20 protein-coding genes are annotated in these 25,799 nt (G+C 51.5%); 6 read left to right on the plus strand and 14 right to left on the minus strand.

All coding sequences use genetic code 11. From position 1 onward, the window contains the following. Window positions 1-88 precede the first annotated feature (88 nt). Entirely contained in the window at window positions 89-1,159 is a 1,071-nt protein-coding gene (gene queA, locus F3J40_RS17710) for a tRNA preQ1(34) S-adenosylmethionine ribosyltransferase-isomerase QueA (RefSeq protein WP_167016649.1), read from the minus strand. 164 nt (window positions 1,160-1,323) lie between these two features. Between queA and F3J40_RS17715 the strand changes: the two genes are divergently transcribed. Both F3J40_RS17715 and F3J40_RS17720 read left to right on the plus strand, forming a co-directional pair. Next, the gene (locus F3J40_RS17715; RefSeq protein WP_167016651.1) at window positions 1,324-1,905 is read left to right on the plus strand and encodes an ACP phosphodiesterase; all 582 of its coding nucleotides are present in this window, start codon (window positions 1,324-1,326) and stop codon (window positions 1,903-1,905) included. Window positions 1,906-2,033: 128 nt separating this feature from the next. Further along, window positions 2,034-2,846, plus strand: coding sequence for an inositol monophosphatase family protein (locus F3J40_RS17720; RefSeq protein WP_167016653.1), 813 nt, complete (start codon window positions 2,034-2,036; stop codon window positions 2,844-2,846). 88 nt (window positions 2,847-2,934) lie between these two features. Here the strand turns inward: F3J40_RS17720 and F3J40_RS17725 are convergent, their stop codons facing one another. The 11 genes from F3J40_RS17725 to phoB all read right to left on the minus strand — a co-directional run bounded on the left by F3J40_RS17725 (window position 2,935) and on the right by phoB (window position 16,070). Next, on the minus strand, window positions 2,935-3,570 hold the full coding sequence (locus F3J40_RS17725) for a LysE family translocator (protein ID WP_167016655.1): 636 nt from the start codon (window positions 3,568-3,570) through the stop codon (window positions 2,935-2,937). After that, window positions 3,567-4,040, minus strand: a complete 474-nt coding sequence (locus tag F3J40_RS17730) for a GNAT family N-acetyltransferase (RefSeq protein ID WP_167016657.1) — start codon at window positions 4,038-4,040, stop codon at window positions 3,567-3,569. Before F3J40_RS17730 ends, F3J40_RS17725 begins: the two co-directional genes overlap by 4 nt. Beyond that, entirely contained in the window at window positions 4,033-6,051 is a 2,019-nt protein-coding gene (locus F3J40_RS17735) for a class I tRNA ligase family protein (RefSeq protein ID WP_167016659.1), read from the minus strand. Before F3J40_RS17735 ends, F3J40_RS17730 begins: the two co-directional genes overlap by 8 nt. A 3-nt stretch (window positions 6,052-6,054) precedes the next feature. Then, window positions 6,055-7,122, minus strand: a complete 1,068-nt coding sequence (locus F3J40_RS17740) for an NAD(P)/FAD-dependent oxidoreductase (protein WP_167016661.1) — start codon at window positions 7,120-7,122, stop codon at window positions 6,055-6,057. Continuing rightward, on the minus strand, window positions 7,122-8,420 hold the full coding sequence (locus F3J40_RS17745; protein ID WP_167016667.1) for a lysine N(6)-hydroxylase/L-ornithine N(5)-oxygenase family protein: 1,299 nt from the start codon (window positions 8,418-8,420) through the stop codon (window positions 7,122-7,124). The genes F3J40_RS17740 and F3J40_RS17745 overlap by 1 nt, the downstream gene beginning before the upstream one ends. A gap of 272 nt (window positions 8,421-8,692) precedes the next feature. Beyond that, window positions 8,693-10,045, minus strand: a complete 1,353-nt coding sequence (proY, locus tag F3J40_RS17750; RefSeq protein WP_167016669.1) for a proline-specific permease ProY — start codon at window positions 10,043-10,045, stop codon at window positions 8,693-8,695. A 70-nt stretch (window positions 10,046-10,115) separates the two neighbouring features. Beyond that, a complete protein-coding gene (gene brnQ / locus F3J40_RS17755) occupies window positions 10,116-11,435 on the minus strand; it encodes a branched-chain amino acid transporter carrier protein BrnQ (RefSeq protein WP_167016671.1) in 1,320 nt (439 codons plus the stop codon). 398 nt (window positions 11,436-11,833) lie between these two features. Continuing rightward, complete coding sequence (locus tag F3J40_RS17760; RefSeq protein WP_167016676.1) at window positions 11,834-12,940, minus strand: cobalamin-independent methionine synthase II family protein; 1,107 nt, start codon at window positions 12,938-12,940, stop codon at window positions 11,834-11,836. Window positions 12,941-13,106: 166 nt separating this feature from the next. Continuing rightward, window positions 13,107-14,033, minus strand: coding sequence for a PstS family phosphate ABC transporter substrate-binding protein (locus F3J40_RS17765; protein WP_167016678.1), 927 nt, complete (start codon window positions 14,031-14,033; stop codon window positions 13,107-13,109). 19 nt (window positions 14,034-14,052) lie between these two features. Next, window positions 14,053-15,366, minus strand: coding sequence for a phosphate regulon sensor histidine kinase PhoR (gene phoR / locus F3J40_RS17770; RefSeq protein ID WP_167016680.1), 1,314 nt, complete (start codon window positions 15,364-15,366; stop codon window positions 14,053-14,055). A gap of 14 nt (window positions 15,367-15,380) precedes the next feature. Continuing rightward, complete coding sequence (gene phoB / locus F3J40_RS17775; protein ID WP_017347924.1) at window positions 15,381-16,070, minus strand: phosphate response regulator transcription factor PhoB; 690 nt, start codon at window positions 16,068-16,070, stop codon at window positions 15,381-15,383. 193 nt (window positions 16,071-16,263) lie between these two features. Here phoB and sbcD point away from each other — a divergent pair, with 193 nt between their 5' ends. The 3 genes from sbcD (at window position 16,264) to F3J40_RS17790 (ending at window position 21,708) form a co-directional block, all read left to right on the plus strand. Further along, window positions 16,264-17,469 carry an exonuclease subunit SbcD gene (gene sbcD / locus F3J40_RS17780; RefSeq protein ID WP_167016682.1) on the plus strand — a complete coding sequence of 402 codons (1,206 nt, stop codon included), beginning with the start codon at window positions 16,264-16,266 and terminating at the stop codon, window positions 17,467-17,469. After that, complete coding sequence (locus F3J40_RS17785; RefSeq protein WP_167016685.1) at window positions 17,466-21,137, plus strand: SbcC/MukB-like Walker B domain-containing protein; 3,672 nt, start codon at window positions 17,466-17,468, stop codon at window positions 21,135-21,137. The genes sbcD and F3J40_RS17785 overlap by 4 nt, the downstream gene beginning before the upstream one ends. 211 nt (window positions 21,138-21,348) lie before the next feature. Next, on the plus strand, window positions 21,349-21,708 hold the full coding sequence (locus tag F3J40_RS17790; RefSeq protein WP_240155513.1) for a cell envelope integrity TolA C-terminal domain-containing protein: 360 nt from the start codon (window positions 21,349-21,351) through the stop codon (window positions 21,706-21,708). Here the strand turns inward: F3J40_RS17790 and qhpR are convergent. Beyond that, on the minus strand, window positions 21,668-22,729 hold the full coding sequence (qhpR, locus tag F3J40_RS17795; RefSeq protein ID WP_167016689.1) for an AraC-like transcriptional regulator QhpR: 1,062 nt from the start codon (window positions 22,727-22,729) through the stop codon (window positions 21,668-21,670). The two genes, F3J40_RS17790 and qhpR, sit on opposite strands and share 41 nt — an antisense overlap. A 140-nt stretch (window positions 22,730-22,869) precedes the next feature. Further along, on the minus strand, window positions 22,870-23,871 hold the full coding sequence (locus tag F3J40_RS17800; protein ID WP_167016691.1) for a phosphotransferase enzyme family protein: 1,002 nt from the start codon (window positions 23,869-23,871) through the stop codon (window positions 22,870-22,872). Between the two features lie 250 nt (window positions 23,872-24,121). On the opposite strand from F3J40_RS17800, the gene eat reads away from it, so the two are divergent. Then, window positions 24,122-25,486: an ethanolamine permease gene (gene eat, locus F3J40_RS17805; RefSeq protein ID WP_167016693.1), complete on the plus strand. Its 1,365-nt coding sequence runs from the start codon at window positions 24,122-24,124 to the stop codon at window positions 25,484-25,486. The last annotated feature ends 313 nt before the right edge of the window (window positions 25,487-25,799 follow it).

Here is a 25,799-nt window from a genome sequence, read left to right on the forward strand (position 1 = left end):
TATTTATTGCGAGAGAACGCATAAAAAAGCCCAGAGATTTCTCTCCAGGCTCTTGCTTTATTCAAACGACTAACAATTAGTGAGCGAGTTATTCGCCGACTTTTTCGTCGATGGCCAGGTTATTTTTGCTGATGAACATCGCGTCACCATAGCTGAAGAAGCGATACTCTTTAGCCACGGCTTCCTGATAGGCAGCCATGGTATTTTTATAACCGGCAAACGCCGAAACCAGCATAATCAGGGTCGATTCTGGCAGGTGGAAGTTAGTGATCAGCGCGTCAATCACCTGATAGCGGTAGCCAGGGTAGATAAAGATCTGCGTGTCATCAAAGAAGGGGGCAATCAGCGCCTGGTCGGCTGCCTGGGCTGCACTCTCCAGAGAACGCACTGACGTGGTTCCCACGGCAACCACTTTATTACCCCGTGCTTTACACGCCAGCACCGCATCGACCACCTCTTGCGGCACTTCTGCATATTCAGAGTGCATGGTGTGATCTTCAATGCTGTCAACGCGTACCGGCTGGAAGGTTCCCGCGCCAACGTGCAAAGTCACAAACGCCATCTCAACGCCTTTTTCGCGCAGCGCCTGTAACAGGGGTTCGTCAAAATGTAGACCCGCTGTCGGCGCAGCCACCGCGCCTGGTTTTTCACTGTAAACGGTCTGATACAACTCGCGGTCGGCTTCTTCATCCGGGCGATCGATGTACGGTGGTAACGGCATATGGCCGACGCTGTTGAGGATATCCAACACCGCACGCTCATCGTCAAAAGCGATTTCAAACAGCGTATCGTGACGGGCGACCATGGTCGCTTTCACGCTTTCATCGTCACCCAGCAGCAGCTCGGCACCCGGCTTCGGCGCTTTAGACGCACGCACATGGGCCAACACGCGTTTTTCATCCAGCATGCGTTCGACCAGCATTTCGATTTTGCCGCCGCTGGCCTTACGACCATAAACACGCGCAGGAATAACCCGCGTGTTGTTGAACACCAGCAGATCGCCAGGATGCAATTTTTCCAGCACATCAGTGAAGACGCCGTGCGTCAGTTCACCGCTTGGACCATCCAGCGACAGCAAGCGGCAGCCACTGCGCTGCGCCTGTGGGTAGTGGGCAATTAACGACTCAGGTAATTCAAAAGCAAAATCGGCAACACGCATGGCAACAACGGACCAGGTTCAAAAAATAGGCGGCATAGTGTAGCGGAAAACCGGGCAATGCAGAACCATTGGCATGGAACTAACGCAAAAAGAGAGATTAGCCACTCAACGATTCCGCACTCAACGTGCTGGCTGGCACAGGGAACATTAGCCTATAATGCGCCATGAACTTTCTCGCTCATCTCCATCTGGCCCACCTTGCTGACAGCTCGCTGTTAGGCAATTTATTGGGCGACTTTATTCGTGGCAATCCCCATGACGCGTGGCCTGAAGCGGTTGCTGAAGGTATCCTGATGCACCGTCGGCTGGACGCCATGACCGATGCGCTGCCTGAAGTCGACGAGGCAAAGCAGCTGTTCCGGGCGCAAACCCGGCGCGTCGCCCCGATCACGCTGGATGTGGTATGGGATCACTTTCTGGCTCGTCACTGGCAAGAGCTGCATCCCCAGCAGTCTCTGACCACATTTGTCGATCTGGCTGAACAGGCCATCGTCCCCCATCAGGCGGGCACGCCCGAAGGATTTACCGAGCTAAATGCGATCATGTGGCGTCAACGCTGGCTGGAGCATTACGCCACGGCGGATTATCTGGCACCGGTACTCAATGGCATGGCTCATCGACGCCCTCGCCTCGCCGCCTTGCGCGACTCCTATGACGATTTCATTACAAATTATGCTGCGCTGGAGCAGTTTTTCTTCCGTTTTTACCCACGTTTAATGCAGTTAGCCCAACAAAAACAGCTGTAAACCCATGCGTAAGGGTTCAAATCGCTATAGCCCTTGCCACCGCCTCTCAAGTCCGGCTTAATAAAATAAATCTTAAGTATTTATCGCTTTTTGTCGCGTTTTAACACCGGAAGAAAGGACGAGGGAAGATGGCCTCTGCTGCACAGAACGAAATCGATGTCCGTTATCAATATGCCTGCGAAGTGGCACGCGCGGCGGCCAGTCGCGCATTATCCTGGTATCAGCAACGCCATCAGTTGATGGTGGAACACAAGCGGGATTTACAGGATGTGGTCAGTGAAGCCGACCGTAATGTAGAGGAGCTGGTAAAAAGCCTGATTGCCGAGCGCTTCCCACAAGATGGCATTTTGGGTGAGGAGAGTGGCGGTGACATCGAAGGGGCCAGCTTCATCTGGGTTATCGACCCGATTGATGGCACCAGCTGCTTTTTAAATGGCCTGCACAACTGGTGTGTTTCGCTGGCGGTGTTAAGCCACAATGAACCGCTGATCGGTATCGTATGCGATCCCAACCATCATGAGCTGTTCCACGCCTGCAAAGGTAAAGGTGCCTGGGTTAACGAAACCCGCATTCAGGCAAGCCCAGCCCAACAGCTGAGCGAAGGCGTTTTGGGTATCAGCCACTCCAGCCGCATGCCGCCGGAGAGCATTATACCGCTGCTCCACGCGCTACTGGCCGAAGGGGGAATGTTCGTACGCACCGGCTCTGGCGCACTAACCAGCGCCTGGGCCGCAGCCGGGCGGCTCATTGGCTATTTCGAAGCACATATGTCACCGTGGGATGGGTTGCCCGGCATCGTGCTGATGCGTGAAGCCGGCGGCGTCACCAATGATTATCTCGCCAATGATGGCCTGAAAAATGGCAATCCGGTGCTGCTGGCAAACCGCGCTATTTATGACCAGCTTAAAGCCTTATTGCCTACGGAATTATTTGCTGAATAGATCAGGTTTGAGTATGACCTCCTCAAAGGTCATGACTTATTGAATAAAATTATGGTCGCTTGCGAGATGCAAACGACCATAAGAAAAATCACACAGTGATCATTTTTACCCCAAGAAATATCAATAACAATCCCGTCATCAATTTGAGATAGTAACTGACATTATTTAACTCAAAGCGCTTAATAATGGTACCCAGGTAACCATACATTCCATAAGCAATAACATCCAGTACAGCTGTAATTACAGAGTAGATAACCAGTTGATAAAATAAACTCTCCTTCGGAATAATGAACTGGGGCAGCAAGGCAATGTAATATAATAAAGCCTTGGGATTAAAAGCTTGAATATAGAACCCCTGAACAAAAGAACGATATATTACCGACCTGAAATCTGACACACCTTTTTTTTCAGCAGCCAGTTCGAAATTACTAGTACGACTCGCTCTGACAAAAACAAACCCCATATAAATCATATAGGCAACACCTACCATCTGGATGACTTTATAGGTTTTAGGTGCTGCTACAATGAATGTTTTCACCCCCAATCCAACCAGGAAGAAAAACAGGGTGTTAGCAACGATGATTCCCGCAATTGTAGCTACCACACTGCGGAAACCATGGGTGGAACCATTAGATGCCACAGTCATTGCGGTTATGCCCGGGATTAGGCAGGTAAGCCCAGTTGTTACTGTAAAAAGAACAAGGTTACCATAGATGCCACTCATTCTGCTTCCTGTAGATTCAGAGCATATATTTCCACTCCGACTTCCTGTTCATATCCTCTTTTCTTATAAAGATTTTTCGCAGTGAGATTATCAGACATTGTTTCAAGGACAAGCATGCTGGCTTTTTCTTTTTTTGCATACGCTTCAGAGAAGCGCATTAATCTCTCTCCAACTTTTAACTGACGATAGTCGGCCCTGACGAATAAGTCATTAAGGATAAAAATCTTCCTGGCCTGAACAGAAGAAAAAGAAGGATACATTTGAATGAAGCCAACTACTTTCCCTGCTGCTTTCGCGACTAAAACGACCGACTCCTTATTGAAAAAACGTTCGCTGATAAAATTGTATGCAGCACTGACATCCGTTTTCTGCTGATAGAAAACTCGATAGTCGTTGAAGAGTAATGCAACATTATCAAGATCACTTTCACTAAGAAGATCTACAGCTAACTCACATTCTTCCTTAAACATAGTTCATATCCTCTTCAATTTTAACGTCTGAGTAATTTTTTTGATGAAAATCACCAAATGATAATCCTTTAATTGCTTTGCAGTTTTGTAATAGGCTTATTTCATCATGCCACAATATTTCCCCCTCATGACCTAAGTATTTCCATAATGACAATGAAATATTAGGCATGATTGGGCTTGCAGCTATAGCGAATATTTTTAGTCCTTCACAAGCCAATGCGATACTCGTGCGATAGTGATTATATGATGCTTTGTTTCCACGGAAGAAAATTTGTGCATCTATAAAATTATGTAATTTACGAGCATGCTCTAACAGGAGATAAGAGGCATTTTGTGGAGAGAAATTCTCCAATTGGTAACACTGTCGTAAATTCCCCATTATGGTGCCAAGCGACTGGAAATAGCTTATCTGCTCTGTCGACCATGCTCCAGCCTCTGGAATGACCCCTGAGAAGTCCTCATAAACCAGGTGGGTGATTTTATCAACCATTGTTAAAATCCCACCATGTATATTTTCTTCAACAAACTTCTCAAATGCACTCAGCGTGAAATTTTCTTTTTTACTTTCAGGACGAATATAAGAAAGATAAAATCGCAGATAGTCAGCAGGCTGCTTCTTAAGCATATCTGCCGCCCAAATAAGATGACCACGACTTGTCGAGAACTTCAATCCATCCAGGTTCAGTAATTCATTAACAATAAAAGCTGCTGGAAGGTTAACATCCTTATTATGCGCCATAAGAATCGCAGGAATAAGTAGTGCATGGAAATAACCGTTATCGAAGCCGAAGAAGTGCACATAACGGTTCTCCGGGTTAAGCATGAATGTTTTCCAGTCCGTCTGTTCTGTTTTATTCAGTGCAGCTATACTTGAAAGATATCCAGCTGCCATTTCAAACCAAACATATACTCGCTGCTCAGAATAGGTTGGTACCGGGACATTAATTCCCCAGTCTGTTGGGTTAGAAACACAAATATCTGGCAACCCTTCTTCCAACATACTATTACAAAGCTTGCGCAAATGCGCAGGCATTGTTACCTGATTAACATATAACTTTAGCTCTTCAGTAAAAGCCGATAGTTTGAAATAGAGGCGTTCAACTTGCCCACGAATTACCTCTCCACTCCCATATTTACTTTTAACATTAAGGAGATCGCTAACATCATTTGGCCGCCCGCACTGTTCACAAGCATTTCCATCGGACTCTTCACCACAATGTGGGCAATCGCCACGAACATGTGCTTCAAATAGATATCGTCCTGTCGTTGCACAGAACAATGCCGCAGTTTTTTTGGAATAAATAAACCCTTTATCATACAGATCACTAAACAGTTCGCACGTAATCTTATCATGTGTAGTTGAAAGTAGAGGGTTCTCAAAATGATCAATTTCAATGTCTGATAATTTTAGCGTTTCTAAAATTTGATTAGAATAATCCTCCGCCAAAATATCCGGAGTACGCCCCTCATCCCAGGCTTTCTTTAGTACATATGTCTGATTGTCATCGCGGCCGCAGGAGTGATACGCCTTTCTCCCCTCTAACAGCAATCCCCGCTTAAAGATATCTGCACCGCTGTAAGGTCCGGAAAGATGCCCAAGGTGTAGGTTTCCGTTAGGCGTTGGCGGCGCGGTAAAAATAACCGTCTCACCAGAATATTCTTCGGATGACTGTTTCTGATTTTTCACATCTTCCCACCAAAGTGTAATAAAATGAAGTTCATCATCACAGTCATTGTAAATAGCATGCTTATCGAACTGTTCAAAAATAATAAGATCGCCAGCTTTAATTTCACTCTTAACATTATTGCAGATAATATAGCCACTACCCTTTATTATATAAAAACTTTCTTTCTCATGATGGCAGTGAGAAACTGAATGTTGGAACGACTTAACGCTACAATGTGCGGTCCCAAAGGGCATCTTTCCCACATTAATTTCATGTAACAGTGTGGCACACTCAATTCCATAGAACGTATGCGCATTTTTATTTACATCACGTAAAATTTCCACTCATCAACTCCTGTTAATTATCTCAAAAATTCTTTCTGCGACGTAAGGTGCAAACTTAAACCCACCACCACTAAATCCAGTAGCCCAGAATAGTCCCCTGGTATCAGAACTACAGACCAAGGGACGGTCATTATCCGTATAGCAATCGAACATTCTTATCTGCTGGCAAGAATCAATATCGGGGAGGTTAAAAAGCCTTTTACACTCTTTCATGATAATTTCATGTTGCAATTCATCATGAGTGGGAAAATCATTTGGGTCGATATCCCACATATTGTATGAAGCGCCAAACATCAAGCCCCCTTCTTGAGCACCTCGCCCGTAAGCGCCAGTCACTTCATCTAAAAATGCCGGTATAACATTCTCCCTTAGCACATTAGATTGAACGCTTGCCATTTGAATGGCTTTCACCCGAAGCGATGCTGGCAAGGTAATGTCTGAATCCTCGGCTAACCTACCAGACCATGCACCCGCAGCAACAATAACGATATCCGCAGGAATAAACCCAGCCGTCGTCTCAACGCCGATAACATTACGATATTGCCTCACTATTCGCAGGCATTTTGTTTTGTTAATTACCGTATTTTCAGCATTAGAACCTTCATCAATAAAAAATTGAGAAGCGGCTCGCGGGCATAAATACCCTGCATCTGGTTCAAACACAGCCCCTTGATAATTTGACCAGTTAATAAAAGGCATTAGCTCTTGTACTCTATCGCTATCAAAAATTTCAATATTGATAATTGATTTATACTTTATGGCTAACTCTTTAACATAGTCAAAATCGGATTGTGTATGAACTGGATAAACACACCCAGTTTGAATAAAATTACCAGGGAAGTTTTCCTTCTGTGCGATATCTCGATAGAAATTTAAACCATAATTTGCTTCAGAAGTTAATGATAATGAATTATGGAAACATCGTAAAATACCGCCAGAGACTGATGTCGCACCTTGCTGTCCTACCTCATCTTTTTCAATTAAGGTTACTTTATTATTCCCATATTTACTCAGATGGTGAAAAATGGCAGACCCAATAACACCACCGCCGATAATCACAACATTTTTCATCAGGCAATAGTACTTTCTTCTTTTAGGTAAGATGAATATTTACTCGTAGTTTTAGACACATCTTTAAGTATTTCATTTGCCCGGACCGCTAAAACAGACAGCAATGTATCACTTAGACCATGCGTGCTTTCATTTCCGGTCGCCATATAAATACCTAAGTCGAGTTTATTCTTAACTTTATAATTCCGCCCAACAACCAGATTGCCACTCTCATTGCTATCCAGTTCATCAAGCATATTACTCAGTAGTTTAATACCGGCATCAGATTCATATCCCGTCGCAAGAATAACTGCATCATATTCTTCATGAGTGTAAATATCATTCATCTTTTCATGCAAATCTACAAAAATTTTACCGTCGCGTTTCGTTGCTTCAAGCACTCGGGTCATTTTCTTGAATTTAAGCCTTTTATTACCTGTAACTTGCTCTTCATACGCAATACGGTACAACTCTTTGATTAACTCAAGATCAACCACTGAGTAATTGGTATCACCATGCTTTTTAAGTATTTCATCACGCACTTCAGAGCTGGCAAAGAAGAACTCATCGACTGTCGCAGTACAAAAAACTTCATTTACAAATTCACTGTCATCAGCAGGTTTGAGCCCAAATCCTGAAAATGCGCAGGTTACAGAGGAATTTTTGAATTGTGCATGCAGATCTTTAGTTATCTCAGCTGCACTTTGTCCTCCGCCAATAACAAGGAAGTTCAATTCTTTATTGTGATCGGTAAATTCTTTAATTTTATAAGCATAATGTGCAGCATGGAAAAATCCTTTTTCTTCTGAAAGTTCTTTCCCAATAGTCAATTTTGGTGTTAATCCACAAGCAAGAATAACATTACGTGTTATTTTTATCTCTTTTTGACCTGTGATTTTATTTATTGACTCCACTTCAATAAGTGACTCTTCGTTAATTGTCCTCTTTCTTATTTCTGTAACTTCCTGCGAGTATATAACATAGTCATTTAGCTTTTCAGCCACCCACTTAAAATAGTCGTTAAACTCAATTCTTGTTGGGTAAAAAGTCCTGAGGTTTGCAAATTGCTCTAGTCGATTCTTTTCGTGCAAATAGGATAAAAATGAAAACTTGCTATTCGGATTACGTAAGGTTGCAATGTCTTTTAAAAAAGAAATTTGCATCGTAGCATCTGAAATTAGCATTCCTTTATGCCATATAAAATTGTTTTTCTGCTCTAAAAATACAGCATTTAAATTTTTATATTCTTCTTCAATTGCTGCTGCAACAGCAAGATTAGAGGGGCCAAATCCAAGACCAATAACATCATAAATAATCATTCTTTCCCTTATGATTTATCCATAGTGAGTAGCGCAATGATAGTAGGATCAATTTATTTATCGGTACAATACTTAAATTTACCACTGCTATTCATTTTTGATATAGCTGGAATACAGATAAAAAAGAATGTTTATTTGAAACAATGAATGATTACGTAATATGAGCTTCACGCAATTCTGTTGCAGGGATTGTTTACAGGCGTTTTTTTGCTGAAGGGATAGAGATTGATGAAGACAACCGGCCAGCAAACTGACCGGTTGTTAAAGCAGGATTAGGCTGGCTTACGCACGAAGCGATAGCCGATCACCAGGGCAATGACCCAGGCGAAACCGGCGTACAGTGATACGCGGGTATCCGGGAAATAGCCAATCAGGGCGATGATAAAGCACAAGAACACCACACCTACGCCTGCCGTCCAGCTCCCGCCTGGCAGCGCGAAGTTAAGCTTCGCGGCAGCTTCTTTACCGATTTTGCGGCGGAAAGCGATCTGCGACAGCAGAATCATGATCCACACCCAAACGGTGGCGAACGTAGCCAGTGACGCAATCACCAGGAACACTTTTTCCGGCATCAGGTAGTTGAGATACACCGCAATCAGCAGCGCCGTCATCATCACCACAACCGTCACCCACGGCGCACCACGGTCACTGGTATTGGTGAAGATTTTGGGCGCATGGCCCTGCTGTGCCATACCGTGCAGCATACGGCCAACACCAAACACATCACTGTTAATGGCCGACAGCGAGGCGGTAATCACCACGAAATTCAGAATGGAAGCGGCTGCTGCAATCCCCAGGTGCTGGAAGGTCATCACAAACGGGCTACCGTGCGTCCCTACCTGATTCCACGGGTAGATAGACATGATGACAAACAGCGTACCCACATAGAACACCAGGATGCGCCACGGCACTGAGTTGATGGCACGTGGAATAGATTTAGCCGGGTCTTTTGCTTCGCCCGCGGTGATACCGATAATCTCAATACCGCCGTAGGCAAACATCACCATCTGCAACGACAGCAGCATGCCCACAATGCCATGCGCAAAGAAACCACCGTTGCTCCACAGGTTATGAATGCCGGTTGGCTGACCGCCGTTACCGATGCCCCAAATAATCATGCCTAAACCCGCAATGATCATAATGACAATGGTCGCGACCTTGAAGAAGGAGAACCAAAACTCCACTTCACCAAACACTTTGACACTCATCAGGTTGATAGCGCCGATAATCAGCACCACGCTCAACACCCACACCCAGTGCGGGACTTCCGGGAACCAGACGCCCATGTAAATACCGAACGCCGTCACATCGGCAATCGCCACAATCAGGATTTCAAAGCAGTAAGTCCAGCCGGTGATATACCCCGCCATTGGGCCGAGATAATCCTGCGCATAGCGTGAAAACGAACTGGCCTGCGGATTGTTGACTGACATCTCGCCCAGCGCACGCATGATGATATAGGCGATAAGGCCACCGATGATGTAAGCCAGCAGTACGCTCGGGCCAGCCATCTGAATAGCGTCCGCCGAGCCGTAGAACAGACCGGTGCCGATGGCCGATCCCAGCGCCATAAAACGGATGTGACGAGTGCTCAGTCCGCGTTTGAGCTTGTTGGTTTCTTGCATAACAACCTGTACCTGTGAAAATGAAAAAACCACGGGCAAGCCCGTGGTTGTCGAAGAACGGCGATGTCACTTACGAGTGAGCAACCACCTGTTCGCGCCCCTTCACGCGATCAACCACTGCTGCAATCACCAGCATCGCAACAGCCGGTGGCAGCCAGGAGAGACCCTGATCCGCGAGCGGCAGATGCTGGCTGAAGGCCGGCAGAGCGTCTTTAAACGCGGTGGTTTTGATGGCATCAACGATACCAAACAGCAGGCTAACCAGCATGGTTGGAGCCACAACACGGCTGCTTTTGTTCCACCAGTTCAGGGTGAAACTCAATACCACCAGCACGATGCACGGCGGATAAATCGCCGTTAACACCGGGATAGAGATCTGGATCAGATGGCTCAGACCGAGGTTTGACACCACCATGGAGAACAGACCAAGAATAAAGACCAGGGCTTTATACGACAAAGGCAGGTACTGCGCAAAGAATTCTGCACAAGCACAGGTCAAACCGACGGCGGTTACCATACAGGCGACGAAGATCAGTGCAGCCAGGAAGAAGCTGCCCATACCGCCGAAGGTGTGAGCAACGTAAGCATGCAAGATGGCGGCACCGTTGGCATTCTGGTCAACCAGGCTGCCACTGTCGGAGCCCAACTTGAACAAGCTGAGGTAGACCAGCGTCAGGCCCACGCCCGCAATCAGGCCAGCAAGAATGGTGTAACGTGTCAGTAAACCGGTGTTTTCCACACCTCGTGAACGGGCGGCATTAACGATAACAATACCGAACACCATCGCACCCAGGGTGTCCATGGTGAGATAGCCGTTAACGAAACCGCTGGAGAACGCCGCGTGTTGATACTCGCTTGTTGCAGAGATTTCGCCACCCGCTGGCCACACCAGCGCAGCGATGCCCAGTACGGTCAGCGCGACGATTTTCAGTGGTGCAAGGAAATGGCCCACGGTATCCAGCAGTTTGCCCGGATACAGCGAGATGCCGATGACCAGTGCGAAGTAGATCAGGCTATAAATAAACAGCGGTAATGCGCCATCGCCAGTCAGCGGGGCGATACCCACTTCAAATGAAACGGTCGCGGTGCGTGGCGTTGCGAACAACGGGCCGACGGCCAGATAACATGCCGTTGCCAGCAGCAGACCAGCGGCTTTACCGATTGGTGAACTCAGCGCATCAACGCCACCACCCACGCGGGCCAGTGCGATAACGGTCATCACCGGAAGGCCTACAGCAGTGATCAGGAAGCCAAAAGCCGCTACCCAAACGTGTTCGCCAGATTGAATACCCACCATCGGTGGGAAGATGATATTACCTGCGCCAACAAACAGGGCAAAAGTCATAAAGCCCAGCGCGAGGATATCCTTCGAGGTTAAACGATGTGTCATTAAACTGTACTGCCTGTCATTGGTGTTGCGGTGGAAGTTGGTTTCTGCCGTCCCTTTCTGCGTCACTACAACGGGTTAGCATGTGATGCCAGAGCATTATGCTTGCGGTTGTGGAGTAACACAGGTGATATGAGCTGATTTTATTCTGTTCACAGAGGGATTAATCGACAACGGCGCTAAGTAAAACGTTTATAGCGAAGAAAGGCAAGACGGGATCTAAAAAGCAGTATGATCTACTGGAAATACCCCAGCGACCAGCTTAAGTGTTTAGTTTAGCGCGAATGAGCATCAGATGATGTGCTTATTATTTCTCCAACAGGCAAGAAATATCAGCAGCAATGGGGAAATAAATGCACAAAAGGCGCGATTTACGCGCCTGTGTGCACAAGTTTACAGCTTTACCAGACTTGTTTAGCGATATCGACCACCAGACGAATCTTCTGCCACTGTTGCGCTTCCGTCAGGCTGTTGCCCTCTTCGGTGGACGCAAAGCCACACTGCGGGCTCAGGCAAAGCTGGTCGAGGCTGATGTACTGCGCCGCTTCCTGCAAACGCGCCTTGACCTGCTCAGGGTCTTCCAGCTCGCCGTTTTTGGTAGTAATCAAACCTAACACCGCTTTCTGTCGACCCGGCTTGATGAAACGCAGTGGTTCAAAGCCGCCTGAACGTTCGTTGTCATATTCAAGGAAGAAAGCATCGATATTGACCCCACCGAACAGCACTTCTGCGACCGGCTCGTAGCCGCCTTCAGAGATCCAGGTGGAGCGGAAATTGCCGCGACAAACATGCAGCCCGACCGTTAAGTCGTCAGGCTTACCTTCCAGCGCTTTGTTCAGCACGCGTGCGTAGGTCCGCGCTAGCTGCTCTGGATCTTCGCCGCGCGCCCGAATCTGACTTTTTTGATCTTCCGAGCACAGATAAGCCCAGACGGTGTCATCCAGTTGCAAATAGCGACAGCCGATAGCATAAAACGCCGCGATGGCCTCTTTGTAGGTCTGCGCTAAATCGTCAAAATACGCATCCAGCTCAGGATAAACAGTGGCATCAATCACTTTACGCCCACCACGGAAGTGCAGCACGCTGGGGCTAGGAATGGTCATTTTAGCCACCGCGTCCCCCGCGACGCTTTGCAGGAAGCGGAAGTGATCCAGCATCGGATGTTGCGGATTAAAGGCTACCTTGCCGGTAACTTTTACGCCGTGAGATTTGGTCTGCACGCCATTAAACTGAATGCCCTGCTCGGCTTCATACAGCTCTACGCCGTGTAAGTCGCCAAAGAAGTCAAAATGCCACCATGCGCGACGGAATTCACCATCAGTCACCACCTTAAGGCCATTCGCACGCTGCTGTTCAACCACGTGACGAATCTGCTCATCTTCCACCTGACGCAGTTTTTCAGCGCTCAACGCGCCTGCGGCATACTGCTCACGTGCGGTTTTGATGGCTGCCGGACGCAGGAAACTGCCGACGGTATCGGCACGGAAAGGGGCGCTATTGTTTGGCATTGGAACTCCTCGCGTCTTCCCGCTCGCTAATCACGGCAGGAAATAATTACCTCAGGTTATTTATAGCCGTCTGGATGGCTACATGTCTAAAGCAAGAGTGACATGACGCAGCGCCGGGTGCAACGGAAGAAAATTCAGGCCACATGAATAAAATTCATTATGGTCGCTACGGCGCGCCAATCGCCGCGCGTGCCTGTGCCATTTGTGCATCAGAGAGCGGTAAATATCCGGCTTCTTCCACACGAGCCTGACCTGCCGGGGACAAGACCTGGCGCATAAACGCCGCAACCAGCGGAGGTAACGGTTTGTCCGGGGCTTTGTTCAGATAGATATAGAGTGGCCGCGACCACGGATAGCGCCCACTGCGAATAGATGCGCTGTCTGGCAACACGGCCTCATGACCGGGACGTTTAATCGCCAGCATTTTCACCCCGCTGAGGTGAAAACCAAAGCTGGCATAACCAATGCTGTAAGGGGATGCCGCTACGGCTTGCACCACGGCGGCCGATCCTGGGAATTCAGCGACATCCGCGCGGAAATCACCGCGACACAGCGCCTGCTGCTTAAAGAAACCCCAGGTTCCGGAGGCAGAATTTCGCCCAAAGCGCTGAATGCTGCGTTGCGCCCATCCTGTTTGTGTAATCCCCAGCTCTCCCCAGTGTTTCGGCACGCTTTCTCCGCCGCACAAACGGGTGATGGAATAGAGTGCATCGAGTTGCGTCGGTGAAATTTCCTGCATGGGATTGCGCTGATTGACCACCACCACCAGGGCATCCATTGCCACCGGTACTGCCAGCGGCGGATAACCATAGCGATCGATAAATCGCTGTCGCTCTTCCGCCTGCATCGGGCGGCTCATGGGGCCGAGTTGGGCGGCCCCCGCCGCCAGTGCGGTAGGGGCCGTGGAGGAACCGGAAGCCTGAACCTGAACGTTCACGCCCGGTGATTGTCGGCTAAAATCCTCGCCCCACAGCGTCATCAGATAACCCAGCGTGTCCGATCCTACGCTGCTGAGATTACCAATCAGCAGCGGCATCTGGGCCTGCGTCAGCGCGGGAAAAAGAAGAGCAACAATCAGCAGGAGTGGGCGCATAAGTTCACATTACAAAGAGTCAATGCGTCACATTCTCCCGTATCTCGCTGTTGACAATCAACCGTGCCGGTAACGTAAAGGTAAAACAGGTCTCCACGTCTGGCTCGCTGGTGATATCTAACCGCGCATTGTGGTGGCTGAGCGCGTGTTTAACAATCGCCAGTCCAAGGCCACTGCCGCCTGTTGCACGGGAGCGGGCTTTATCTACCCGATAAAAACGTTCGGTCAGACGCGGCAAATGCTCCGAGGAAATGCCTGGCCCGTTGTCACACACTTTAAATTCTGCGCCGTGCCGGGTATGTAACCAACTGATATCAATGCGCGTTCCCTCGGGCGTATGATTTACCGCGTTGTACACCAGGTTAGAAATGGCGCTACGAAGCTGTTCATCATCGCCAAACACTTTGAGGTGCGGATCGGTATGGAAGTGGATTTCATGCCGCCCACCGCTCAGCGTCTCCGCTTCCGGCTGCAACATGCGCAGCATCATGGGAACATCGACTTTCTCTTTCAGGTCAATAACCGGTGCGGCCTCAATGCGGGACAAAGTGAGCAGTTGCTTGACCAAACTATCCATGCGCCGCGTTTGCTCTTGCATGGTCTGCAACGCTTTAACGCGTGATTTCTCGTTCAGCACCTCGTCATTCATCATTTCGAGGTAGCCCTGCAACACGGTCAACGGGGTGCGCAGTTCATGACTGACGTTGGCAAAGAAGTTACGCCGCGCGCCTTCCAGTTGGTGCATCTGGGTGACGTCACGCGCCACCATCAGCCACTGCCCTTCACTGTAGGGCATGACGCGAAACTCCATATGGCGTTGATTATTCAACACCAGCGTCAACGGTTTATTGAAATCCCGCTGGCGGATGTAGCGCGAAAATTCAGGATAACGCAGCAGGTTGAGGATATTTTGGCCATTATCTTCCGGCCAGCGTAGCCCTAAATGCTGCTGCGCCAGACCGTTGCACCAGAAAATCGTGCCCTCTTCCGTGGTGAGGATCACCGCATCTGGCAGAGATTCAGCACCACTGCGAAAGCGCTTGATCAGATTGCCCAGCTCACGCCGACGACGTCGGTTGCGCATCTGCATCTGATAAAGGCCATAAAACAACGGCTCCCAACTGGCGCGGCCGGTGGGGGGCGTCATGGTGCGATCAATCCACAACCAGTGCGACAAGCGCATCAGATTGCGGAAGTGCCAGACCAGCATGATCAGCACACTTGCAAACAGGAACCAGGGCAAATATCCAAATAGCAGCCCTAACAACAGCGCGGGCAAACAAGCCAGCGCCAGTTCCGACACTAATCTCTTCCAGGAGAGTCGTTCCAGCACGGTGAAGGCTCCGTTTAGTAGCGACCCGAGAAACGATAGCCAGTGCCACGCACGGTCTGCACCATGCGGTCGTGGCCGGAAACCTCAAGTGCTTTACGCAAGCGGCGGATATGCACATCTACGGTACGATCTTCAACGTAGACGTTGGTGCCCCAGACGTTGTTCAGCAGTTGTTCACGGCTGTAAACACGTTCTGGGTGAGTCATAAAGAAGTGCAGCAGCTTGTATTCGGTTGGCCCCATTTCCAGCGGGGTGGTTTCGGCCATCACGCGGTGAGATGAAGGATCAAGGCTGAGGCCCTGCATTTCAATCACTTCTTCTACTGCCATCGGTGAGATGCGACGCATCACGGCTTTAATACGCGCCATCAACTCTTTCGGCGAGAATGGCTTGGTGATGTAATCATCCGCGCCCACTTCGAGACCCCGTACGCGGTCTTCCTCTTCGCCGCGCGCGGTCAACATCATGACCGGAATATCGCGTGTCATCGCTTCACGTTTCAAATGCTTAATAAACTGAATGCCGCTACCACCGGGTAACATCCAGTCAAGCAGGATCAGGTCAGGCCAGGGTTCGATCAGCTTCCCGATTGCACTGTCATAATCTTCCGCTTCAATCGGCTGGTAATCATTTTGTTCCAGCACGAAACATAACATCTCACGGATGGGAGCTTCATCTTCCACAACCAAAATGCGCTTTGCCATTGTTACTCCTGCAGATGTGACTGATGTCACTGGGATTTTCGGCGTCATTATGCGTCAGTTTTATGACATTTTTATGAAAAACGCACCCCCTGCGTGACAGTTTAGCCCGGCTTTTGTGACAGTGCCGCTACGTTTCGGCTTTTGCAGCAGAATCGTTATAATCACCCCGGCAAAAATGACAGCAGGGAGAGTTATGCGCATCATTCACACCGCCGACTGGCATTTGGGTCAGTTCTTCTACAGCAAAAGCCGCGCTGCGGAGCACCAGGCCTTTCTCGACTGGCTGCTGGCTGAAATTCGCACTCACGCAGTGGATGTGCTGCTTATCGCAGGGGACCTGTTTGATACTGGTGCTCCCCCGAGTTACGCCCGTGAGATGTTTAACCGTTTTGTGGTCTCGTTACAGCCCACAGGCTGCCAGTTGATTGTGTTGGCGGGTAACCATGATTCAGTAGCCACGCTTAACGAATCTCGCGAATTACTCGCTTGTCTGAATACCCTGGTGGTGGCTGCACCGCAGGATGTGCCCGATGTACTGCCATTGAAAAATCACGCGGGTGAAGTGGCTGCCCTGCTCTGTCCGGTGCCGTTTTTACGTCCACGGGATATCATGCGCTCTCAGGCCGGTCAGTCTGGCCGCGATAAACTCCTGAGCCTGCAAGAAGCCATCGCCAACCACTATCAGCGCTGTTATGACGCCGCGCTTACGCTGCGGGGAGATAAGGCGCTGCCGATCATTGCCACCGGCCACCTCACCACGGTGGGCGTGAGCAAAAGCGATGCGGTACGCGACATCTATATCGGCACGCTGGATGCTTTCCCGGCCTATGCCTTTCCCCCGGCAGATTACATCGCCCTCGGCCATATTCACCGCGCTCAGCGCGTTGCCGATAGCGATCACATTCGTTACAGCGGCTCACCGTTGCCACTGAGTTTTGATGAGCTGGGGCGTAATAAAAGTGTGTTCTTACTCGATTTCGCTGCCGGCGGATTAACCCAGGTGACCACGCTGGAAATCCCGCTCTTCCAGCCGATGCAGACGCTGAAGGGTTCTCTGGCACAGATTGAAACCCAGCTCGGCCAGTTTGCCGATCACACCCACGAACTGCCGGTTTGGCTGGATATCGAAGTAACGACCCAGGAGTACCTGAGCGATCTACAGCAGCGCATTGAGCAGTTAGCCGAAGGGCTGCCGGTAGAGATCTTATTGCTGCGGCGCAGTCGTGAACAGCGTCAGCGTAGTTTGAGTAGGATGGAGAATGAAACGCTGAGTGAACTCAACGTAGAAGAGGTGTTTGAACGCCGCCTGGCGCTGGAAACCGAGCTAGAACCGGAGCAAAAAGCGCCGTTACGCGATCTGTTTCGTCGCACTCTGGCCCGCATTGAGGAGCAGCCATGAAAATTCTGACGCTGCGGTTTAAAAACCTCAATGCGCTGCGCGGCGAGTGGTTTATTGATTTTCGTCGCGAACCTTTTGCCAGCAACGGCCTGTTTGCCATTACCGGCGCAACCGGGGCCGGTAAAACCACCCTGCTGGATGCGATTTGCCTCGCGCTCTATCATCAAACCCCGCGTTTAGGGGGGATCTCGCAAAGCCAAAATGCCCTGATGACGCGAGATACCGCAGAGTGCCTGGCGGAAGTCGAGTTTGAGATTAAAGGTGAAGCCTGGCGCGCCTTCTGGGGCCAAAACCGGGCACGCGGCAGCGCAGACGGTAAATTACAGGCTCCACGCGTTGAACTGGCTCGCTGCGCAGACAACCAGATTGTCGCCGACAAAGTGAATGACAAGCTAAAGCTGATCGAAACGCTCTCCGGCCTCGATTTTGATCGCTTTACCCGCTCCATGATGCTGTCTCAGGGACAGTTTGCCGCCTTCCTCAATGCGAAAGCGGGCGACCGGGCCGAGCTGCTGGAAGAACTCACCGGCACCGAGATCTACGGCACCCTGTCGATTGCGGTCTACGAACAGCATAAAAATGCCAAAACCGCACTCGATCTGCTGCGCAGCCGTGCCACCGGTCTCGCCTTGCTGGAAGATGAAGCGAGAAGCGGACTTCAGCAACAGCTCGAAGGGTTACAGAGCGGTAGCCAGGCGCTGACCCAACAGCAAGATATCGCCTTAAAAAGCCAACACTGGCAAACCCAGGCCGCGCAGTTGCAGCAGCAACAGCAGCAAATCCAGGCCGCGCTACACGAAGCAGAACAGGCCTGGGCACAAACGGAAACCGGACGCCAACGCCTGGCACAGAGTGAACCAGCAGAAAAGCTACGCCACAAGCTGCAACAACGCGATGAGCATCAAGCCGCTGCCACCCAGTCAGCGACGCTGTATGACCAGCTTCAGCAGCAGCGACAGGCCTCTCAGGCGCACCAACAACAGGCCGAGCGAGATTATCAAACCGCGCTGGAACAACGTGACGCTCATCAGCACCATCAACGGCAGCAGGAAACGCTGTTAACCGATGAGGTGATCCCCCGCGACCAGCACATTGCCACGCTGGAGAAACAGCAGCAGACGGACCAACAGTCAGCCCAGCAGCTACAACAGCAGCAAGCGGCGTTGGTCCAGCAATTACAGCAGGCCCAGCACGAACAGCAACAGTTGCAGCAAACGCTGGAACAGCAGCAGGCATGGCAGGCAACCCAGCCGGGTGTGGCCTCGTGGGGCCCAGAGTTGCCCGTGTGGCAGGTGCATTTCAGCCAGTTGACCGAGAGCGAAGTCGGGTTACAGGCAGCACACCAACAGGCGACGCAGGCCGAACAAGCCCTCAGCCAGCAGCAAGCCGATATGGCCCGCTTACAACAGCAGGCAATACCGCTGGCGCAAGCTGAACAACAGTCGTCACAGCAAGTGGTGGAAGCGGAGCAGGCGCTCACTCGCCTGTGGCAAGCGACACCGCCTGAAAACCTGCGTACGATGCTCGGGCAGTTTCAAAACAGCCGGGATGCCCGCCAACGTTTAGCGGTTATCAGTTCGCAGTGGCAGCCTCTGCAACAGCAGCGCACGGCACAGCAGTTACGTCTGACGGCACTGGAAAAACAGCAGCAGCAGGCGGAGCATGAGTTGCTGCAACTGCGCGAGCAGTATAAACAGCAACTCCAGCAGCTACAGGATGTGGAGCGCATCTGCGAACTGGAACGGCAAATTGCCGATCTGGCACAGCAGCGTGCTCAGCTTCAGCCAGATCAGCCCTGCCCGCTGTGTGGCTCATGCCAGCATCCCGCTATCGAAGCCTACAGCCAACTGGAGGTAAGCCAGAACCAGCAGCGCCGTCTGCAACTTCAGCAGGTGGTGGAAAAAGCCAAAAGTGACGGCACGGAAAAACGCGAGCAGTTCTTACTGTTACAGCAACAGGTGCAGACATTACGGGAAGAACTGGCAACGCTGGCGCAGCGACAACAGGATCTGATGCAGCAGTGGCAGGCCGTTGGTAGTGAGCTGGCACTTACTTTTACACCTGATCAGGCCGATGAATTAACCGCCTGGCAACAGGAGCAGCATACCTTTGAGGCCAGCCTGCAACAGCAGTGGCAGCAGCAGGATGAGGCGCAGCGCCAGCTACAGCAGCTGAAAACCCAACATCAGCAGCATCAACTCGCCTGGCAGCAGCATCAACAAGCGCAGCAGTTGGCCGATCAGACGCTGAGCTCGCTGCACAGCCAGCTGCAAAAACAGCAGCAACAGGTTGTGACACTTCAACAGCAATGCCTGCAAGTTGAACAGGATTTAGCCGGTAAAGTGGCCGCCTGTGACTTGTCCCTCCCAACCGCCACGGAACGCCACAGTTGGCTCGCGGCTCGTCAGGATAGCTGGCAACAGTGGCAGAAGAGTGAGCAGTTACTTGCCACGCTGCAACCGCAGTTAGTCCGCGCAGAGATGCAGAGCAGTAATCTGCAACAGCAGGTCACTGAATTCGCACGGCGTGTCGAGCAACAGCAGCAGGTCGTCACAGGCCTCAATCAGGAGTTGCAGGAGAAACGGGCACAACGCTTTGCACTGTTCGGCGATGGCAATGTCAGCACCACCCGCCAGCAGTTGCAGGCACAGCAGCACCTGCTGGAACAGCGCTTGAGCCAACAGCTGCAACAGTGGCAGCAGGCGCAGTCAGGTTTGAGTGCGCTGGAAGGCCAGTTAGCCGCTGCACAGCAGCAGCAACAGGAGATGGCATCGCGTGCCAGCAGCGCCAGTGAGCAGTTACTGCAAGGCTGGCAAGCGGCCGGATTTAGCAGTGAAGACGCGTTACGGGCAGCATTACTGGATGAGGCCGAAGCGTTACGCCTGCGTGAGCAGATACAGCAAACGGAGCAGCTACGCAGTACCCAGCTCACCAGGCTGGCCCATCTGCAACAGCAGCAGGAACAACATCAGCAGCAACAGCCAGCGTGGAATGACAGCGACGAAACGCCACTACAGGCGCTGGATCGGCTGCGTCAGGCGTTACATGACAATGCCAGCCAGCAGGGGGAAATTCAGCAACAACTTCAGCGTGATGCGCAGTTACGTGCTGAGCAGCAGAGCCTGCTGGCACAAATCAGCGAGGACGATCGCGCGTTGAGCCATCTGAGTGTTTTAAAAGAGTTGATTGGCTCCGCCAGCGGTGACAAATTCCGCCTGTTTGCTCAAGGGCTGACGCTGGATCATCTGGTGATGCTCGCCAACCGTCAGCTCGATCGCCTGCATGGCCGCTATCAGCTTCAGCGGCGCAGTGAAGACGCGCTGGATTTAGACGTGGTGGATACCTGGCAAGCCGATGCAAGACGAGATACGCGAACCCTTTCCGGGGGTGAAAGTTTCCTCGTCAGTCTCGCCCTTGCCCTCGCCCTGTCTGACCTGGTGAGCCATAAAACGCGCATTGAATCGCTGTTCCTGGATGAAGGGTTTGGCACACTTGACGCAGAAACCCTGGATATCGCGCTTGATGCGTTGGATACGCTCAATGCCAGCGGGAAAACCATTGGGGTGATCAGCCATATTGAAGCGATGAAAGAACGCATCCCGGTGCAGATCAAAGTGCAAAAACAGAACGGCCTCGGTTACAGCAAGCTTCTGCTGCCCGAAGCCTGAGATTAACGGGTGCGCAGGCACCCGTTATTTTTTAGCACGCCTTCTGCCGTTACGCCCATCCGCATTGGGAGGTTTTCACCTGTTTCCCATGAAGACAGGGGTGACTAAGGAAGTGAAATAACCAAAGGTGTACCCATAGCCGGTTAATGCGTAGACTTTATGCAACGTCCCACGACCCGGCTTGAATGGCGATATGAATGAGGCAGGAATAATGAAAAGCGTTTTCACCGTGGTAGTCGCGCTGGTTTTGACCGCCTGTTCCGGGACATCACCGGAAAAACACGCTGTCGCGCAATATAACCAGGCGGTACAACAGGCTGTGATGAAGCAGTTTGGATCTGGAGAGAAGTATGCAGGTCAGCACTGCACGGTCACTGCGGAGCGCCGTGCCGATGGCGGCTATAACGTGATGAGAACCGAAGGTGATGAGCCACTATGCCTGGCCGCATGGCACAGCGTTAGCAGTGCCCAGCGTTTGCCGTTACCGCCACAACAGGCAGCTAAAACCGCCATTTTCCTGTTTGCCCCGCTTAAACCAACGCCTCATGCTGCCGCCACTGGCGCGGGCTAACGCCAAACCAGCGACGAAAAGCACGTGAGAAAGCGCTGACTTCTGAATACCCCAGCAGCAGCGCCATCTCCGAGATCGGCAGCTGTTTCTGTTGCAGATAATGGGTCGCCATTTCGCAACGCACTTTATCCACCAGCGTGGTGAAACTTCCCCCTTCTTCACGCAAGCGACGTTGCAGTGACCAGCTCGAGAGTCCCATCTTATCTGCCACCTCTTCCAGTACCGGTTCACCCTGTAGCAGTGACAAGCTAATTTGTGCGCGAACCTGTTCGACCAGGCTCTGCTGTGAGGCCGAACTGTTGAGGCGACGAATCGCATCCTGCATTACCATCAGCAACATCGGGTCGCTCTCCGGCATGCTGCGTTGCAGATCCCGTTTGGCAATCACCAGGGAGTTAAACGGCTGATCGAACCAGACTGGCGCATCAAAGATTTTGCAGTGCTCATGCCACTGCTCCGGGCGTGGATGTTCGAAATGCACTTCGCGGGGAGCCCAGTTTTTGCCCGCCACATGACGAATGATATTCAGGAACATGCCCAGCGTGAGTTCCGCATCCTGACGGCGAGCAAGAATCGCACCGTGACGTACCTGATAATCGAGCCGCCAGCTGTCACCCTTATCGACTAAGCGTGTCAGCGTGTCGTGCTGATGCCAGGGAAATGCCGTAACGACGTTGTGCAGTGCCTGTTCCAGCGTCGAGGAGCAAAGGCCAATGTAGCCAATCAGCCCTAATGACTGCGGTTTAAACTGCTTGCCGTAGTGTAAACCGAAGTTATCAAAACCTGAGACGCGCGCCGCCTCTTCCATCACCCGGCAATAGTTGACCAGGCCTAAGCTCAACGTTGGGCTGCTGAGCTGTTCAGGATTGATGCCACTGAGGCCGAAAATACGATCGGCATCGCCCCCTTTGCTGTGAATGAAGTCCCCTAACCCGGTCGCCGCTGCGGCGAGCACACCGCGGTTAGCCGCGCCAGCGGAGAGTGCACTAAAAGCATCGGGTGTGGTGATAAGCGTATTCATGGTTGCCTCACAGCAAAAAAGGGCCTGAGAGGAATAAAGCAATTTTCGTACCAGGGTTGATCGCCGCCATTTCAGGCGGCTGATCCGTTTCAGCCGGGGTGCAGCACTGGGAGTGCGCACCTCTGCCTCTTAGTGGTGCATCAGGCACCGACCGGGAGCATGCTGTTTTCCAGGTAGCGGCGTGCCAGACGCACAGAGTGATCCGCCCACTGCGGTCCGAGGCTGAGGGCCATTTCGGTTTCTGCATGGGATCCCACCCACGCGGTGAGCTGAATGCGGCGTTGGATCAGCAGCGTCGGTACGATCGCCATCTCTTGATCGCTGATATGTGCGACCTGTTCGTAGCCGTGGATCCAGTTTTCAACCCACTCTTCTGCACGCGGATGGTGCTCAACAAAGCTGATGGCTGCGGCCAGATCGTGCATATACCAGCTGAAGCCGCAGTCATCAAAATCAATAACGCGGGTTTCGCCTTTGTGCAACAGCAGGTTCGTCAGGCGCAGATCGGCATGGATCAGCCCATAGCGATCGCTGTTTTTACCGAAGTCCGCCAGTTCATGACCAATACGGGCGATCGCTTCTTCTACCACGGCATGATCGGCGATCTTCAGGTTAGGTGCATCCTGCCAGCGGCCCCAGTGGCTCTGGGCGCTGACCATGGTGTGGTGATCCCAGATGATGCGCTGGAAGCCAGCCGGTTTGTGCCAGGTTTTACTGTGCTGATGGAGCCGCGCGGTAATGTTACCCAGTTGGCGGAAAGCTTTGGGGTCCACATCGGTGGTGGGCATTTCCCCGTCAATCCAGTGGAACAACACCGCGTAGCGCACACCGCCATCCGGCAGAGCCAGCGTCAGTACAGGCTCGCCCTGCAGGTCAGGAACGGCTTCTGGCACCATAATGCCGGTTTCACGCAGCGCATCCAGCCATTGCAGTTCACTGATGATATCGGCCCTGGCGTGATAGTTACCGCGATGCAGGCGCAGCGCATAACGTTTTCCCCCTGCCAGCAGCAGGAAGGTGGCATTTTCTGAACGGCATAGCAGGCGGAGTTCACCCTGCAAGGCGGTGGGATAACACTGCAGCGCCTGTTGCGCCAGCATAGTGAGTTGTTGGTTGCTCAGGGTATCGTATTGTTCGCTCATGTTGTCTGGCTCCAGCTCGTTGCGTGTTATCAGCATGAGATGCAAGAAGCGCTCCCGCTTGACCGTAAAGCAGTAAAAGTTGACATCAGCGTAGTACTGGCACTGTTCTTGCCTGTTATTTGACTGTGGAAGACAACACTCTGTACGCCAGCGTCAAGTTTCCCCACCTGGGCGGCGGCATTATTCCTCCACAGCCAGTTTTTCTTTCGCGGTGATTTCACCGCTATGACATAACGACGGGGAAGATACGATGACAAGCACACTAAAACCTACGTTGGGCACCCTGCATTTGTGGGGGATCGCAGTTGGGCTGGTGATCTCTGGTGAGTACTTCGGCTGGAGTTATGGCTGGGGCGTTGCCGGGACACTGGGCTTTTTGATCACCACTGCGCTGATCGCAACCATGTATACCTGTTTCATTTTTAGTTTCACCGAATTGACCACGGCCATTCCCCATGCAGGTGGGCCGTTTGCTTACAGCCGCCGTGCATTTGGCGAAACAGGCGGGCTGATTGCCGGTATGGCCACGTTGATTGAGTTCGTGTTTGCGCCACCGGCTATCGCCATGGCGATTGGTGCCTATCTGAACGTGCAGTATCCCGATTTAAACCCTAAAACAGCGGCGGTCGGGGCTTATCTGGTGTTTATGACGCTGAACATTTTAGGTGTGAAGCTGGCCGCAATGTTTGAGCTGGTGGTCACCATTCTGGCCGTGCTGGAGCTGCTGGTGTTTATGGGCGTGGTGTCACCGGGCTTTAGCATGGTGAACTTCGTTTCTCACGGCTGGGCCGGTAGCGATCATTTTGGCATGCCTGCGCTATCCGGCATTTTCGCTGCGATCCCGTTTGCCATTTGGTTCTTCCTGGCGATTGAGGGTGCCGCCATGGCCGCAGAAGAAGCCAAAGATCCGAAGCGCACTATCCCTAAAGCGTATATCGGCGGAATTTTGACGCTGGTCGTTTTAGCCATCGGTGTGATGCTACTGGCTGGTGGTGCCGGAGACTGGCGTAAGCTGTCGGATATCAACGATCCGCTGCCACAAGCCATGAAGATGATTGTCGGCGAGCACTCGAACTGGATGCATATGCTGGTGTGGATTGGCTTGTTCGGTTTAATCGCCAGTTTCCACGGCATTATCCTCGGCTATTCGCGTCAGTTTTTTGCTCTGGCACGCGCAGGCTATTTGCCGCCTTCGCTGGCTAAACTGTCCCGTTTCCAGACGCCACACCGTGCAATTATTGCCGGTGGAGTGATTGGTATTCTGGCGATTTACAGCGACGGTTTGATTAACCTGCAAGGCATGACGCTAACTGCCGCAATGATTACCATGGCGGTGTTTGGTGCCATCGTGATGTATGTGATGAGTATGCTGAGCCTGTTTAAGCTGCGCCGCACCGCACCCGATTTGGTCCGTAGTTTCCGCGCACCGGGTTACCCTGTGGTGCCAGCCATTGCCCTGGTGCTTGCCGTGGTGTGCCTGGTCGCCATGTTGTGGTTCAACCCGGTGATTGGTGCGTTGTTCGTTGCGATTATGGCGGCAGGTTATGTCTACTTCCGCGCCACCAAAGCCCAGCGCGACAACGCGCCACAGGACAGTATGCTGGTGGGGGAATAAGCCGGTACAGGTCCAAAACCGCACGGACGATGGCCCTCACATCACTGACATAAAGGCATGGATGAAGGTCTGCACATCACTCACATAAAGGCGGGGATGGCGGGGAGTAGAGTAAAGCTTCCGCCGCAAGGATGCGGCGGCAGAGCCTCCAGGGACGGATTCACGGCGTCTTTACGGCACTCCCCGCCATCTGCGACTGGAACGCACGAACCCAACCCGCACCGTCCCAAACTGGAACGCACGAACCCAACACGCACCACTCCAACTGGAACGCACGAACCCAACCCGCACCACTCCAACTGAAACACACGAA

Origin of the sequence: Candidatus Pantoea multigeneris (genome assembly GCF_011752615.1) — a bacterium.
Lineage (GTDB): Bacteria > Pseudomonadota > Gammaproteobacteria > Enterobacterales > Enterobacteriaceae > Pantoea > Pantoea multigeneris.